The sequence below is a fragment of the Mannheimia kashgarensis genome (genome assembly GCF_041807705.1).
Taxonomy (GTDB): domain Bacteria; phylum Pseudomonadota; class Gammaproteobacteria; order Enterobacterales; family Pasteurellaceae; genus Mannheimia.
Genome location: NZ_JBGTYY010000011.1, coordinates 7,904 through 22,803, shown reverse-complemented (window position 1 = coordinate 22,803; position 14,900 = coordinate 7,904). Strand labels below are relative to the sequence as shown.

The 14,900-nt window shown below is 39.0% G+C and carries 15 protein-coding genes; 10 read left to right on the top strand and 5 right to left on the bottom strand.

What is annotated here, in order from left to right:
• The first annotated feature begins 5 nt into the window (after positions 1-5).
• Complete coding sequence (locus ACERCF_RS06355; protein ID WP_373625019.1) at positions 6-1,271, top strand: heme biosynthesis protein HemY; 1,266 nt, start codon at positions 6-8, stop codon at positions 1,269-1,271.
• Positions 1,272-1,330: 59 nt separating this feature from the next.
• Complete coding sequence (grxB, locus tag ACERCF_RS06350) at positions 1,331-1,978, top strand: glutaredoxin 2 (protein ID WP_373625018.1); 648 nt, start codon at positions 1,331-1,333, stop codon at positions 1,976-1,978.
• 40 nt (positions 1,979-2,018) lie between these two features.
• Here grxB and ACERCF_RS06345 read toward each other — a convergent pair whose 3' ends face one another.
• Entirely contained in the window at positions 2,019-2,882 is an 864-nt protein-coding gene (locus ACERCF_RS06345; RefSeq protein WP_373625017.1) for a DUF808 domain-containing protein, read from the bottom strand.
• A gap of 71 nt (positions 2,883-2,953) precedes the next feature.
• Positions 2,954-3,223, bottom strand: coding sequence for a 30S ribosomal protein S15 (gene rpsO, locus ACERCF_RS06340; protein WP_005597777.1), 270 nt, complete (start codon positions 3,221-3,223; stop codon positions 2,954-2,956).
• A 226-nt stretch (positions 3,224-3,449) separates the two neighbouring features.
• Between rpsO and ACERCF_RS06335 the strand changes: the two genes are divergently transcribed.
• From ACERCF_RS06335 to apbC, 4 genes are all read left to right on the top strand, one after another.
• Positions 3,450-5,321: a SurA N-terminal domain-containing protein gene (locus ACERCF_RS06335; RefSeq protein ID WP_373625016.1), complete on the top strand. Its 1,872-nt coding sequence runs from the start codon at positions 3,450-3,452 to the stop codon at positions 5,319-5,321.
• Positions 5,322-5,429: 108 nt separating this feature from the next.
• The gene (locus ACERCF_RS06330) at positions 5,430-6,080 is read left to right on the top strand and encodes a YchE family NAAT transporter (protein WP_373625015.1); all 651 of its coding nucleotides are present in this window, start codon (positions 5,430-5,432) and stop codon (positions 6,078-6,080) included.
• A 20-nt stretch (positions 6,081-6,100) separates the two neighbouring features.
• Positions 6,101-7,648 (top strand): peptide ABC transporter substrate-binding protein, encoded by a 1,548-nt coding sequence (locus ACERCF_RS06325; protein ID WP_373625014.1) that lies wholly within the window; start codon positions 6,101-6,103, stop codon positions 7,646-7,648.
• A gap of 3 nt (positions 7,649-7,651) precedes the next feature.
• Positions 7,652-8,749, top strand: a complete 1,098-nt coding sequence (gene apbC / locus ACERCF_RS06320; protein WP_159629427.1) for an iron-sulfur cluster carrier protein ApbC — start codon at positions 7,652-7,654, stop codon at positions 8,747-8,749.
• Positions 8,750-8,856: 107 nt separating this feature from the next.
• On the opposite strand, the gene ACERCF_RS06315 is transcribed toward apbC, so the two are convergent.
• A complete protein-coding gene (locus tag ACERCF_RS06315) occupies positions 8,857-9,564 on the bottom strand; it encodes a 3-deoxy-D-manno-octulosonic acid kinase (protein WP_373625013.1) in 708 nt (235 codons plus the stop codon).
• Positions 9,565-9,663: 99 nt separating this feature from the next.
• On the opposite strand from ACERCF_RS06315, the gene folE reads away from it, so the two are divergent.
• Both folE and truA read left to right on the top strand, forming a co-directional pair.
• A complete protein-coding gene (gene folE / locus ACERCF_RS06310) occupies positions 9,664-10,353 on the top strand; it encodes a GTP cyclohydrolase I FolE (protein ID WP_373625012.1) in 690 nt (229 codons plus the stop codon).
• A 44-nt stretch (positions 10,354-10,397) separates the two neighbouring features.
• Positions 10,398-11,183: a tRNA pseudouridine(38-40) synthase TruA gene (gene truA, locus ACERCF_RS06305; protein ID WP_373611054.1), complete on the top strand. Its 786-nt coding sequence runs from the start codon at positions 10,398-10,400 to the stop codon at positions 11,181-11,183.
• A 52-nt stretch (positions 11,184-11,235) separates the two neighbouring features.
• Here truA and ACERCF_RS06300 read toward each other — a convergent pair whose 3' ends face one another.
• Positions 11,236-13,380 (bottom strand): heavy metal translocating P-type ATPase, encoded by a 2,145-nt coding sequence (locus tag ACERCF_RS06300; RefSeq protein WP_373625011.1) that lies wholly within the window; start codon positions 13,378-13,380, stop codon positions 11,236-11,238.
• Entirely contained in the window at positions 13,380-13,580 is a 201-nt protein-coding gene (locus tag ACERCF_RS06295) for a heavy-metal-associated domain-containing protein (protein WP_373625010.1), read from the bottom strand. The genes ACERCF_RS06300 and ACERCF_RS06295 overlap by 1 nt, the downstream gene beginning before the upstream one ends.
• A 73-nt stretch (positions 13,581-13,653) precedes the next feature.
• On the opposite strand from ACERCF_RS06295, the gene ACERCF_RS06290 reads away from it, so the two are divergent.
• Entirely contained in the window at positions 13,654-14,043 is a 390-nt protein-coding gene (locus tag ACERCF_RS06290; protein ID WP_373611052.1) for a Cu(I)-responsive transcriptional regulator, read from the top strand.
• 48 nt (positions 14,044-14,091) lie between these two features.
• On the top strand, positions 14,092-14,754 hold the full coding sequence (locus tag ACERCF_RS06285) for a Fic family protein (RefSeq protein ID WP_373625009.1): 663 nt from the start codon (positions 14,092-14,094) through the stop codon (positions 14,752-14,754).
• Positions 14,755-14,900: the final 146 nt, after the last annotated feature.

The following is a 14,900-nucleotide window of genomic DNA, read 5'->3' as shown; positions in this document are numbered from 1 at the left end:
AAATTATGTTTAGAACGCTCTTTTTAATGCTTTTATTATTGGCAGGCTTAATTGCAGGGCCTTATATTTCAGGTAATCAAGGTTACGTCAGAATTGAAACGGCAACTACAGTTATCGAGATGAGTATTGTAATGCTTGTGGTGTTCTTTGTTGTTGCGATGGCGGTGGTGTATCTACTTGAATGGATTTTCACTAAAATTTGCCGTATGAGTAGCGGTGCTTATAACTGGTTCTCAACACGCAAGCATAAAAAAGCTCAACAAGAAACCCTTGAAGGCTTAATGCGTATGAGTGAGGGTAACTACTCTAAAGCAGAAAAATTATTTAGTAAAAATGCAAAACACGCCGATGAACCTGTACTGAACCTGATTAAAGCGGCTGAAGCGGCTCAACAAAATGGTGATGATTTAGCGGCAAATAAATACTTAATTAAAGCGACTGAAATTGCAGGGCCAAATAATGTTGCGGTTGAGCTAGCTCGCACCAAAATCTTATTACAGCAAGGTAAATTACCTGCTGCTCGAACAGCGATTGATAGCTTATTAGAGCTAGCTCCGCACAATGATGAAGTATTGCGCTTAGCCATTCAAATCTATAGAGAGTCGAGAGCTTATATTGCGTTAGATAGATTATTATCAGAAGTAGGGCAACGTAATTTCTTAACGCCTGTAGAGTATGCGGAATTAGAACAGTTTGTTGATGATGGTTTACAAGATGAACGCTTACAAGAGGAAGGTCAAGAAGGCTTACTCACTTGGTGGGAAAATCAGCCAAACCGCCGCCGTAAATCTGTTTATAGCCGTGTTGGTGTGATTAAACGCTTAATTGATAGCGATGATCATCAATCTGCAGAAGACATTGCGTTAGAAACCTTGAAAAAATTTGAAAATGAGCAATTACACGGATTATTCCTACAATTAACTCGTCTGCAAGTGGCTTCTGATAGCAAGTTAGTGAAAGTATTAACTAAACGTGCAGATAAAGCCGATGTTAAATATACCGATGATTATGCAAGAGCTTTAGGCTATATTTACACTCGTAATAGTGAATATGCAAAAGCTAAAATGCAGTTTGAGTTATTATTAGCCCACGATGAATGCCAGCCTGATGACCGCATTATGGCATTACACGTTGCAGAGCAAACCAATGACCATATACTTGCAAACCGTATTCGTGAAGAGAACCTCAAGCAAGTCAATATGGACGTTCTACCTAAACCAGATGAAGTTCTCGCATTGCATGAAAATGTAGATAATGTGAAACCGTTATAATGTAAAGAAATAGCAGGTTTTTCCTGCTATTTTTGTATTTTCACTTCAAAGGAGTTGTTATGAAATTATACGTTTACGATCACTGCCCATATTGTGTAAGAGCTAGAATGGTGTTTGGATTAAAAGATTTACCCGTAGAGCTAATAATGGTGGCAAATGATGACGAAGCCACGCCTGTTAGCTTAGTAGGCAAAAAAGTTGTGCCAATTTTAGTGAAAGAAGATGATACTGCAATGCCTGAAAGTTTAGATATCGTACGTTATGTTGATACACATTACGGAAATCCGATTATTGCAGAGAGCATTCGCTCTGAAATTGAAGAGTGGGTAAGTAAATTATCAAAAGTTTACAATCATTTATTGCTCCCTCGTTTCGTGAAATTAGACTTAGCTGAATTTGAAAAACAAAGTGCAATTGATTATTTTGTGAAGAAAAAAACAGAAAGTATAGGTGATTTTGCACAAAATTTAGCAGAAACGGACAAATACCTTGCTGCTGTTCAGTCATTAATTAATGAGTTATCCGATCTGATTAAATCAGAAAAAGCATTGAATGGCGAATTATCTCTCGAAGATATTATCGTCTTCCCAATGCTTAGAAATTTAACCTGTGTGAAAGGCATTCAATTCCCGCCAAAAGTGTTAGATTACGTTAATAAAATGGCAGAATTGAGTAAAATTGATTTATATTTTGCAAAAGCAATTTAAAAATAAAGCGTTGGTTTTGAGAAACCAACGCTTTTATGTTTTAGTGTACTTTCTTTTTAGAAAATACTTTTATAAGGGGTAAGATAATTACACAAGCAATAGCACCTACAATGATACCAACCACTAAATCAACCAAAAATGAAAGGTTTGGGTTAATATTCAATGTTTCAACAAAATGATGAATCACTGGCAAATTATGGGTAAAAATACCGCCACCAACTAAAAACATTGCGATAGTACCAATCACAGAAAGCCCTTTCATAAACCAAGGCATTGTAAATAATAAGCCTTTTCCGACCGCTTGTGAGAATGCACTTTTCTTTTGAATCAGCCATAAACCGATATCATCTAATTTTACGATTAATGCCACTAAACCATACACAAATACGGTAATGCCAATACCGATGACAGAAAGCGATAAAATCTTAGTTAATGTGGAAGATTCTTGTAATACGCCTAAAGCAATGATGATAATTTCGGCGGATAAAATAAAATCGGTACGAATAGCCCCTCTGATTTTATCTTTTTCGGACAGTTCTTCTTTAGGATTGTCTTCACCTTTATGGAAGAAGTGATGAAGTAATTTCTCCACCCCCTCAAAGCACAAATAAGCTCCACCAATCATTAATAATGGAATAATTAATTGTGGCAGAAAAAATGATAAGAGTAATGCCAATGGAATTAAGATCACTTTGTTAATAAATGACCCTTTCGCTACTTGCCAAACAATTGGCAGCTCACGCTCCGGAAGTACATTTTTTCCGCTTACTTGATTGGCGTTTAAGGCGAGATCATCGCCAATGACACCGGCGGTCTTCTTCGCTGCCATTTTAGTCATAATAGACACATCATCAAGCACAGCAGCAATATCATCTAATAAAGTAAATAATGACGCAAAAGCCATAATTTTTCCTCGAATAAAATTTATAAAAAAGCCGAACTTTTCAGCTCGGCTCTCATATCTAATATTTGAAATTAGCGACGTAAACCTAAACGTGCGATAGTTTCTGAATATTTAGCAAGATCAGTACGTTTTAAGTAGTCTAATAATTTACGACGGCGTGAAACCATACGTAATAAACCACGACGACCGTGGTGATCTTTTTTATGCTCAGCAAAGTGTGCTTGTAAGTGGTTGATTTGTGCAGTTAATAATGCAATTTGAACTTCAGAAGAACCTGTATCTTTTGCATCACGACCAAATTCAGCAACGATTTTTGCTTTTGCTTCTACGCTTAGAGACATTTTAATTTCCTTTTTGTTAAGGGTTGATAATACATCAATAGCCGATCTCTAACTCAGCTATGACATGAACTGCGGATTTTAAAGAGAAAGCGGTCAAATTTCAATAAAAATTTGCAATTTATTTCAATAAAAATTTGCAATTTATTTCAATAAAAATTTGCAATTTATTTCTAATGTTAGAAAGAGTATAATCTACGGCAATTTTTTAGTTGTTAGGAATTTTTAAATGATTGAATCGATGCACGAGCGGTCAAAAGGACCGGTGTTTAAAATTGTTTTTGCATTAATCACACTTTCATTTGTTATTGGTGGAGTGGGTACAGGCTTTATGATGGCAGATCATTCTGTTGCGAAAGTAAATGGCGAAGAAATTAGCCAACAGCTTTTTAATAATGCAGTTAATCGCCAACAAAATATTTTAAATACCGAGATGGGTAGCCGTTTTTGGGATTTAATGGATAACCCTGAATATGCAAAACAATTTCATCAATCGGTACTTGATAGCTTGATTGATGAAGAATTGTTACGTCAATATGCGAAAGATCTAAAATTAGGAATAAGTGCGGAACAGATCAAATCTGAAATTGTAAATAGCCAAATGTTCCAGCAAGACGGCAAATTTAGTAACGAATTATATCAACAAACCTTACGCCACAATAATTTAAGCCCTGATGCTTATGCGGCAATCGTAAACGAAGGTATGTTGCAATCTCAAATTCAAGAAGGGATTGTAAGTAGTGATTTTACTGTGCCGGCACAGCAAGAAACATTAGCTAAATTATTGTTACAGCAACGTGAAATGCGTGTGGCTGAGTTTTCAATTGCAAAAGAAATGGAAAATCAGACCGCTTCACAAGAAGAATTACAAGCATATTATGATGCGAATAAAGCTAAGTTATTAGCTCCTGAGAAATTAACGGTTGAATATGCAACCCTTTCGCCAAAAGATGTCGAAAGCAAAGTAGAGATTACTGATGAGCAAATTCAAACCTATTATGATCGTAATAAAGGCGGTTATGTGACTAAAGGCGAAGCTCATTTAGCACATATTCAAGTTGCAACGGAAGCAGAAGCTCAAGCCGTTGAGCAAGAGCTGAAAAGTGGGGCAAATTTTGCCGCTGTTGCAAAAGCAAAATCAGCAGATACACTATCAGCGAATAATGGCGGTGATTTAGGTTGGGCAAAAGCAGGTACTTTCCCGAAAGCATTTGAAGATGCAGTAGTGAATTTAGAAGCCGGGCAAGTAAGTAATCCTGTTAAAGTAGATAATGCCTACCACATTATCAAAGTGTTAGAACGTAAGCCTGAGCAAGCGATTGAGTTAGCTCAAGTGAAAGACAATATTGCTCAAACTATTCGTCAAGAATTAGTATTAACCGAATATTCAACTATTGCTCGTGAAATGGCAAACAGAGCGTTTGAAAATAATTCTTCACTGGAAGAAGTAGCAAAAGCGGGTAACGTAAAGGTGCAAAAAACTGAGCAATTTACTCGTGCGAATGTGCCTGCTGCGTTACAGAATGAGAAAGTATTAAAAGCGTTATTTGAAGGCGAGTTACGCCAAAATAAACAAAATTCAGATGCTTTAGATGTTGGTACCGATACAAATCCGCAAACCTTATTTGTGCGTGTAAGTGAATATGAAGCAGAACGACCACAAACATTCGCTGAAGCGAAATCAGCGGTTGAAAACTTTGTGAAAGCAGAGAAAGCGGAGAAGGCGTTATTATTTAAAGCAGAAGAGAGCGTAAAAGCATTAAATGAAGGTAAAACAGCCGATGTGAAATTTAATGCTCCACAAACATTAGTTTATATGCAGTCAGAAGTGGAAAATCCTACCTTAGCTCAAACCGTATTTGCAATGAAGAAAGAGCAAAATAAACCGGCTTACCAAATTGCCCGTAACCAAAAAGGTGATGTTGTGATTGTAGCATTAGATAAAATTGTAGAGGGGGACACTGAACAATTTAAAGCTATTGCCCCACAATTTGAGCAAGCTAACCGATTAATGCTGCGTAATGGGTTATTGAAAGCTCTTCGAGCAAAAGCCTCTATTGACGTGAATGAAGATAACTTTTCGTCAGGTTCATCACACTAATTAAATAATCAAGCAAAAGCACCCGTTTTCACAGTGGGTGCTTTTGGTTTGTATCAGCCCTAATTAACCGATATAATAACGCAGAAATATTGTTTTTGAGAAAGTTCTGTGGATATCGTTGTTAATTTCGCCATCTACCTCCAATTCTTCATTGGGTTGTTTGCTATTGTTAATCCATTTGGTTCTTTACCTATTTTCTTCAGTATGACAGCCCATCAATACGAAGGGGAGAGAAACCGAACTAGTCTTATTACCGCTGTTTCTATTGGTGTGATTTTATTAGTCAGCCTTTACTTTGGAAACCTAATTTTAAATGCCTTTAGTATTTCATTAAGTTCTTTTAGAGTGGCAGGTGGTATTTTGATTGTCAGCATAGCAATGACGATGATTAGTGGTAAGCTCGGCGAACACAAGCAAAATAAAGAAGAGAAAAACGAAGATGTTACCGAATATGAAAATATCGGTGTTGTGCCACTTGCAATGCCAATTATGGCAGGACCGGGAGCAATAGGCTCAACTATTGTGTGGGGAACACGCTATCATACTTGGGAAGACTACCTCGGCTTTAGCATTGCCATCATTATTTTTGCGTTAATATGTTATATTTTATTCCGTTATTCCGCTCCGTTAGTGAAAAAATTAGGCAAGACAGGATCAAATGTGGTTACCCGTATTATGGGGTTAATTCTAATGGCTCTCGGTATTGAAATTATTGTGGCAGGTTTAACAACATTGTTCCCTGCACTTCTTGTTAAATAACTGATTTTTGTGGGGTGTTTATGTTGAAAGTTTTACAAGCGGTTAAAATTGCAAAAAAATTTGCAAAAATGACCGCTTGTGTTTTGCTAATTACCTCTTGTGATAAATTAAATAGCTCTAAACCGGTTTCACAACTACCTGTTGAGAGCCAACCAAGTAGTACGGAACTCAAGCGAGCTATCTATTCTGCGGTTTTCCAGCTTGATCCGCATAAAGTAAAGGTTTCTGTCGATGCTGCACCGCTACGAGATTTATTAGTGGGTTTAATGGCATACAACGCAAAGGGCGATGTTGTGCCGGCCATTGCACAAAATTGGTTTACAGAAGATGAAAAATCGTGGTTATTTATTTTAGACGATAAAGCCACTTGGTCGAATGGTAAAGCGGTTACTGCACAAGATTTTGTGGCAAGCTGGCAACGTTTAATTGATCCTGTAAATCATTCGCCATTGGCAAAATATCTCATCTATATGGGGGTTGAAAATGCTAAAGCGATTGCAGAACACCAAAAACCAGCTTCGGAATTGGGTGTTGCTGCATTAAATGATCATACGCTAGAAATTCGCCTTAGCCAGCCAAATCGTCAACTACCTGAAATGTTGGCACACGTTGCATTGCTACCGACTTATCAAGGCGAAGATCCTAATGCTGTTGGCTTTATCAGTAATGCGGCTTACCAAATCAAACAAATAGCAGAGAAAAGATTGGTGCTGCAAGCACGTTCTGAAAATGTGCCGTTTCAAACCGTCGAGTACAATCTAATTACCACAATTCAAAATTATTCGCCGTTTGATATTGTAGAAAACCCACTGCTAAGTCAGAAAACGAATATCACCAAGTTTCCACGTTTATGCTCATATTATTATGAATTTAACTTTAACGATGAACAGCTTGGTAAGAAAGAAGTTCGTGAGGCATTAAGAGCGATGGTGGCTTCGGCAAATATTGGGGTAGATTACGGTATTCCGAGCCAGTCAGTTATTCCACATAATTTAGTAAAAGATAGGGAAAAACAGTGGCAGCCAATTATTGTCGAGCAACTGTTAATGAAAGCAGGCGTGAGTTTACACGAGCCTTTAAAACTTACCTTGCTGTACGATGATAGTGAGATGAATAGCGATATTGCAAACCAGATTAATCGTACCTTATCGCAATCAGATCTATTTCATATTACACCGAAAGTGGTGGATTGGCAGACGGCTAATCAATTACGTAAGCAGAAAGATTATCAACTAATCCGCTCTGGCTGGTGTGCAGATTACCCTGAGCCGCTTATCTTTTTGCAGAAATTTCATTCATCAAGCCCGGATAATCACTCTGGCTATAAAAATGAGCTTGTTGATGAAAAGTTAAATCAATTACAAACAGAAACGCTAACCCAAGAACAACGCTCACTCTTGATTACAGAGATTAACGAGCAGCTTTATAGTGATGTTGCGGTATTGCCATTATTTCAGTATCAACACCGAGTGGGCATAGTTTCCTCCCTTTTGGGTATTGATTTAAGCAACGATAGCGAAGTAATTTATAGCAAGGATTTAAAACGTATTTCGGAACAAAAGGATTAACCAATGAACCAACTAAACGAACAGCAACTTGTTGAAATTAAAAGTATTTTACAACAATTTGCTCACCCAACATTGCAAAAAGATCTGATTGCCCTTAATGCTTTCAAAAAAGCAGAACTAGGTGGTGGCATTTTACGCATTGAAATTACAATGCCATTTGCGTGGAACACGGCTTTTGCTGCATTAAAAGCAGAAACGGAAGAAAAACTGAAGCAAGCAACTGCTGCAAGCGGTGTAAAATGGGTGTTAAATTACCAAATTGCCACCTTAAAACGTGCAAACAAGCACCCAGCAGTAAATGGGGTAAAAAATATTATTGCCGTCACCTCAGGTAAAGGCGGGGTAGGTAAATCAACCACTTCGGTAAACCTAGCGCTTGCATTACAAGCACAAGGGGCAAAAGTCGGGATTTTAGATGCGGATATTTACGGCCCGTCTATTCCACATATGCTTGGGGCAAAAGACCAACGCCCAACCTCTCCTGATAACAAACATATCACGCCAATTACCGCTCACGGTTTGCAATCAAATTCTATTGGTTATTTAATGGACGAAGACAATGCGACCATTTGGCGTGGGCCGATGGCAAGTAGTGCATTAAGCCAACTGCTAAATGAAACCTGGTGGAATGAATTGGATTACTTGGTTATTGATATGCCACCGGGTACAGGCGATATACAACTTACCCTTTCACAACAAATTCCTGTAACAGGGGCAGTAGTGGTTACCACACCACAAGATATTGCATTATTAGATGCAATCAAAGGCATTTCAATGTTTGAGAAAGTGTCTGTGCCAGTGTTGGGGGTGATTGAAAATATGTCAATGCACATTTGCTCAAACTGCGGACATCACGAGGCAATTTTCGGTACAGGTGGGGCAGATAAAATCGCACAAAAATATGGCACGCAAGTATTAGCACAACTGCCACTACATATTCGCCTGCGTGAAGATTTAGACAGCGGCGTGCCGACGGTTGTCGCAGCCCCAGAACACGAAATCAGCCAAGCCTATTTAGCCTTAGCCGAAAAAGTGGCTGCTGAGCTTTACTGGCAAGGAAGTGTAATTCCATCTGAAATTATGATCCGTGAAGTGAAGTAATTAATCATCTTTTTATTTGGGATTTGATGGCGCAAGCGTCCACGCTTGTGCCATTAACTTAACTCTAAAAGCACAAGCGTGGACGCTTACGCTATCATTTGGTTATTTTAGCGAGAATATCCCCTCAAAACCGCCTGCCAATGTTCCTCATTAAACAGGATATTCAACCGACTTTGTTCTTTTTTAAACGAACGTAGCAGCCTATCTAAATTACTTTGTTTCCAGCTTTCGCCTTGTTCAATGCCGCATTTGTCAAAATCAATCAGCCAAAATTTACCGTCATTGCCTAATAAAATATTATGAATATTCAAATCAGAATGATGAACTTGATGATTATGCAAACGGCGAATTAATGCTCCGATTTGCTCATATTGTTCATTTGATAAAGGTTGAGATTGCAAAATCTTGCTTAAATCCTGCGTATTCTCTAATTTTTCCAGCAAAATATCAGCACGATAGCAACACAACGATTTTTCTACTTTAATCGCAACAGGACGAGGCACAGGTAGTCCCCACGCCAACATTTGCTGTAACAAGAAAAATTCTTTATAGGCTCTTGTGTTTTCAAAACGGGTAAAAACATAGCTATCTTTAACGAATTTGCCAAACAAACCACCTCGATAATAATGGCGTAGCACCACATTAATGCCGAGTTCTGGCACTGTATTTAAAAACCACGTCGTACCTCGCCCTTTAGAGAAGCCTAGTAAGCGGTCAGAATTTTCAAATATTTTGCAATTTAGTAAAGATTGCACAAATTCTGCCTGCTCCTCAGGAATGAGATCGGCATTAAAAAGATACTGAATATTTCGCATAGTTTAAAGAATAGTGATGGCTGAAATAGTCCATTTTAGAGCTATTTTTTTTGATGTCAATTTGTTAGAATCTTTCGCTTGTATTTGAGAGGAAAACCAATGACAACGATCTCGCCCGAATTAAATAGTGTAGAAAATCAACTTTCGCCTGAAGCCCAAAAAGTTCGCCAAGCCTTATTGGCAAAAGGCATTGAAACGCCAACAGTCGCTCATAAAAAAGATAAAGACAGCCGCCGTGCGGAAATTCAACAGCATATGCAAGCCGTAATGGAGTTGCTCGGCTTAGATTTAACCGATGACAGCTTAGAAGAAACACCGCATCGCTTAGCTAAAATGTATGTGGACGAGATTTTTAGCGGCTTAGATTATGCGACTTTCCCGAAAATTACCAATATTGAAAACCGAATGAAAGTCAGCGAGATGGTGTTAGTTGATGATATTACCCTTACTTCAACGTGTGAACATCATTTTGTAACCATTGATGGCAAAGTGGCAGTGGCATATTACCCCAAAAAATGGGTGATTGGGCTCTCAAAAATTAATCGTGTTGTACAGTTTTTTGCACAACGACCACAGGTGCAAGAGCGTTTTACTGAGCAGATTTTAACGGCATTTCAAACGATTTTAGAAACCGATGATGTTGCCGTTTATGTAAAAGCAACGCACTTTTGCGTAAAATGTCGTGGGGTCAAAGATACCAACAGCTATACGGTTACCTCAGCCTTCGGTGGTGTATTCTTAGAAGATAGAGAAACCCGCAAAGAGTTTTTAGGCTTATTAAATAAGTAATTGCTAGGGCGAAAAATCTTTCGCCCTCTTTTTTAGGATTAAAAATGAAAATCGCATTAGGCATTGAGTATGACGGCAGCCGCTATTTTGGTTGGCAGAAGCAAGAATCAGTTGAAAGCGTACAGCAAAAATTAGAACAAGCCCTTTCTGTTGTTGCCAATTCGCCTGTGGAGGTGTTCTGTGCTGGCAGAACCGATGCTGGCGTGCACGGCACAGGGCAAGTGGTACATTTTGAAACGAACGCTAATCGACCTCTGCAAAGCTGGTGCTTCGGCACTAACGCTCATTTGCCCGAGGATATTGCGGTGAAATGGGCGGTGGAAGTGAGTGAGGATTTTCACGCTCGCTTTAGTGCAACAGCTCGCCGCTATCGTTATATTATTTTTAACAGCAAACTGCGTTCAGCCATTTTGCCAAAAGGCGTTACCCATTTTCATTTCCCACTTGATGAACAGAAAATGCACCAAGCTGGGCAATATTTGCTTGGCGAGAATGATTTCTCCTCTTTCCGTGCGGCAAAATGCCAATCAAACACACCGTGGCGGAATATCCACCATTTAAATGTTTCTCGACAAGGCAATTATGTGATTGTGGATATCCAAGCGAATGCGTTTGTGCATCATATGGTGAGAAACATTGTCGGCACCTTGCTTGAAATTGGGCAGGGCAGACAGCCTGTAGAATGGGCAAAGTGGGTGTTAGAACAACGCAATCGAGAAATCGCAGCACCCACAGCGAAAGCAGAAGGCTTGTATTTAGTCGAAGTGCATTATCCAGAACATTTTGGTATTCCGAAAACGGCGTTAGGGCCGTTGTTTTTAGCGGATTAATTAAGACAAGCGGTTGAATTTGTAAATTTTTTTGCAAATCCAACCGCTTGAATTATTTCAACAGTCTTTGGCTATTTAGCACCACTGTAATGGAGGACAATGTCATCGCAATAGCAGCAATCATTGGATTGAGCAGCCAACCAGTAAAAGGATATAACACACCTGCTGCCACAGGAATCGCAACCACATTGTAGATGAATGCACCTAGCAGGCTCTGTTTCATATTTTTTAGCACTCGTTTTGAGAAGGGTAAAATTTGGCTTACAGGTGCTAATCCGCTTTTCATCAGAGAAAGATCGGCAGTTTCTACCGCAATATCTGATCCATTATGCATTGCAATTCCCACATTCGCTTGAGCAAGGGCTGGGGCATCATTAATGCCATCGCCAATCATCGCCACTTTTTTTCCTTCTGCTTGCAACGCTCGAATTTTCTCCGCTTTTTGTTCGGGTAAGACTTCAGCAATCACGCCATTTAAGCCCAGCTCTTTGGCAAAATAATCAGCGGTTTCTTGGCGATCGCCTGTAAGCATTAGGCATTGATAACCTTCAGCTTGGAACCGTTGAATTGTTTCTTTCGCTTCAGGACGAAGTTGGTCTTGCACTGAAATTCTGCCAATTATTTCATCATTAACTGCAATATAGATAAGTGTGGCAGTACAAGCGGTTGTTTTTTCCGAAAAATTTACAAATGAGGCATTGCCGATTTTAACTCTATCTTCTCCCACTTTACCCCGAATGCCCAATCCTTTCTCCACTTGAATTTCATTGACATCAAGAGAGGGATAATTTTCCGCAAATTTTACAATCGCTTTCGCAATGGGGTGAGAGGCGTGCTGCTCTAAACTTTTGGCAAGAGTAATTAAATCATTTCTATCAAAATTATTGAAGGTAATAACTTCCGTAACCTCCATTTGCCCTGTGGTGAGCGTGCCTGTTTTATCGAAAACTAGAGTATCAATTTCACTCCCTGCTTGTAAGGCTTGAATATTTCTCACTAATACACCGAATTCAGCCGCACGAGCTACCCCTGCAATGGTTGAAAGTGGAATGGCTAACCCTAAGGCACAAGGGCAAGCAATAATCAGCACGGTGGTAAAAATGGAAAGTGCAAAGGCGAAATCTTTCCCGACAAGAAGCCAAATTAAAGCAGCAAATAATGCAATAGAAATAACTACAGGCACAAATACAGCGGCGACTTTATCAACAAATTGAGCAAGTGGTGGTTTGCTACTTTGGGCATGGCGAACGGCATGAATCACACGAGCTAAAGCAGTTTGAGAACCAACTTGCTCGGCAATATAAACCCCTGAACCATCTTGCACCAGCGTGCCAGCTCGGACTTTATCGCCTACTTTTTTCTCAATCGGCAAGGCTTCGCCTGTCAGCATTGATTCATCAACCCAAATTGAGCCACTTTCTAAAATGCCATCAACCGCTAGGCGATCACCCGTTAAGGCTTGCACTCGCATTTCAGGTTTAATGCCTTTGGCTGGAATAGTTTTTGCAATATTTTCTTCAAAAATGACCGCTTGTTTCGGGGCGAGATCGAGCAGTTTTTCCAATGCAAGGGAAGAGCGTTGCTTGGCTTTAAGTTCAAGGTATTTGCCTAAATTGATAAAGCCGATAATCATCACACTCGCTTCAAAATAGACGTGAGCATTTGGCTGTGGGAACAGCGTAAGCCAAAATGAATAAAGCCAAGCCGTGCCTGTACTTATGGCGACTAACACGTCCATATTGGCAGATTTATTTTTAAGGGCGTTATAAGCCCCCGAAAAAAATTCTCTGCCCGAAAAATACATTGTAGCAAGCGTGATGAGAGACCAAACAAGCCAAAGCGAGCGATTGTTTTCGGTAATCTGCATACCCTTATAAAAGCCAAACACCATCAACGCAAAGCCTGCAACAAGAGCCACGATAAATTGTGTACGCTTATGGCTTAGCACACGTTTAGTTTGAGCTTGCAGCTTGGCTCTACGCTCTTCCTCGCTTTCTAATATCTCTGCCACAAAACCAATTTTAGTAACAGCGGTAATTAATGCTTCTGAATTAGCATTTCCTTGCACAAAAGCGGTTTGATCAGCAAGATTAACAGAGGCAAAACTGACGTTTTCTACTTTAAGCAATGCTTTCTCAACTCGGCGAACACAAGCAGCACAGTGCATTCCATCAATTAAAAGCTGTTGTTCGGTCATTATGCTAATTTCGCTCCAAAACCAATATCTTCAACTGTTGCAATTAAATCTTCAGCCAAAACTTCGCCTTCAATTACCGCTGTTTGATTTTCTAAGGTTACGATAGCTTGCGTTACTCCCGAAACGCCATTTAAAGCCTTTTCGACACTTTTCACGCAGTTACCACAATGCAATCCGTCTAATTGTAATTTGATTGCCATTATTTTCTCCTATGTTGAGTGGTTATTCGAGGATATAATAAGGTTTAACCTTAGGTTAAAGTCAAGAGGGAATATGAACATTAGCCAAGCCGCCGAAAAAACAGGGCTATCTACCAAACAAATTCGAGACTATGAGAAAGCAGGACTGCTCCCGGTTCCAGCTCGCACACAATCGGGTTATCGTTTTTATAATGAAGCGGATTTAGATCGATTGTTTTTTATTGGTAATGCAAGAAAAGTCGGCTTTTCACTTGTGCAAATTGCCGAATTATTGAAACTAAACGACAACCCAAACCGCACCAGTAGAGAGGTAAAAAAGCTTACCGAGCAACATATTGCAGAGCTGGAACAAAAAATAAATGACTTAAACGAAATGCTTAAATTACTCAGAAGCTGGAGCCGCACTTGCTGTGGCAACAACAGCCCTGAGTGTTCAATTTTGAATGGGTTGAGGGATCATTAAGCTAAAAATGCAGTAAAATAGAATGACTTTAGTCTATAGGTAAAAATTATGACAAATAACCAAAAAAAAGCCTTATTTTCATCCACCAGAATGCACTCTGAATTGGTTTACAATATGACTAAATTAGAGGGAAATCCTTACACTTATAGTGAGGTTAAAACTCTCTTAGATGGTATTACTGTTGGCGGAAGGAAATTATCTGATCAAGAACAAGTATTACGAGTTTCAAAGGCTTGGGAAGAGCTCCGTTCACAAATCAAACAAGGTACTTTTACGCTAACTAAAGCGAATTTTATTCATTTTAATCAAATTGTGGCTGAAAATGAGGCATTAATTGTTGGATGTTTTAGAACGGGGCAAGTTTATATTGCAGGTGTTGAAAAATATATCCCCCCTAAAGCAGAAGAATTAGATACTGTTTTTGAGCAAATGATGAAAGTATTTCAGCAACTAGAGGCTGATGTTCATACCAAAGCGTTTTGGCTATTTTTACAATGTGCTAGACATCAATTTTTTTACGATGGTAATAAACGCACAGCTCAATTAATGATGAATGGTTTTCTCTTAAGTCACGGTTTGCCTGTAGTAAGTATTCCAGCACGATTAAAACGTAGTTACGACAGTAAAATGACACGCTTTTACGACACCAATAAAATGCAGCCTATGATGAAATTTCTGCAAAAATTGGCGGATATGAGGAGGTATGAGTAATGTTACTAGCTGTATTTATCAACTTTAAAAATAAGTTGAAATAGAAATTCCAAATGCTAATATTTTTGATACATTATATATTTTAAGAGGTTATTATGACAATCAATCAATCAATCAATCAATCAATCAATCAATCAATCAATCAA

What these genes read in the sequence shown, in the direction of transcription:
- ACERCF_RS06345 (WP_373625017.1), bottom strand. Translation starts at nt 2,882, where the DNA reads ATGGCTTTTGCGTCATTATTTACTTTATTAGATGATATTGCTGCTGTG.
- rpsO (WP_005597777.1), bottom strand. Translation starts at nt 3,223, where the DNA reads ATGTCTCTAAGCGTAGAAGCAAAAGCAAAAATCGTTGCTGAATTTGGT.
- truA (WP_373611054.1), top strand. Translation starts at nt 10,398, where the DNA reads ATGAAAATCGCATTAGGCATTGAGTATGACGGCAGCCGCTATTTTGGT.
- ACERCF_RS06285 (WP_373625009.1), top strand. Translation starts at nt 14,092, where the DNA reads ATGACAAATAACCAAAAAAAAGCCTTATTTTCATCCACCAGAATGCAC.
- folE (WP_373625012.1), top strand. Translation starts at nt 9,664, where the DNA reads ATGACAACGATCTCGCCCGAATTAAATAGTGTAGAAAATCAACTTTCG.
- ACERCF_RS06325 (WP_373625014.1), top strand. Translation starts at nt 6,101, where the DNA reads ATGTTGAAAGTTTTACAAGCGGTTAAAATTGCAAAAAAATTTGCAAAA.
- ACERCF_RS06315 (WP_373625013.1), bottom strand. Translation starts at nt 9,564, where the DNA reads ATGCGAAATATTCAGTATCTTTTTAATGCCGATCTCATTCCTGAGGAG.
- ACERCF_RS06290 (WP_373611052.1), top strand. Translation starts at nt 13,654, where the DNA reads ATGAACATTAGCCAAGCCGCCGAAAAAACAGGGCTATCTACCAAACAA.
- ACERCF_RS06300 (WP_373625011.1), bottom strand. Translation starts at nt 13,380, where the DNA reads ATGACCGAACAACAGCTTTTAATTGATGGAATGCACTGTGCTGCTTGT.
- ACERCF_RS06295 (WP_373625010.1), bottom strand. Translation starts at nt 13,580, where the DNA reads ATGGCAATCAAATTACAATTAGACGGATTGCATTGTGGTAACTGCGTG.
- apbC (WP_159629427.1), top strand. Translation starts at nt 7,652, where the DNA reads ATGAACCAACTAAACGAACAGCAACTTGTTGAAATTAAAAGTATTTTA.
- ACERCF_RS06335 (WP_373625016.1), top strand. Translation starts at nt 3,450, where the DNA reads ATGATTGAATCGATGCACGAGCGGTCAAAAGGACCGGTGTTTAAAATT.
- grxB (WP_373625018.1), top strand. Translation starts at nt 1,331, where the DNA reads ATGAAATTATACGTTTACGATCACTGCCCATATTGTGTAAGAGCTAGA.
- ACERCF_RS06355 (WP_373625019.1), top strand. Translation starts at nt 6, where the DNA reads ATGTTTAGAACGCTCTTTTTAATGCTTTTATTATTGGCAGGCTTAATT.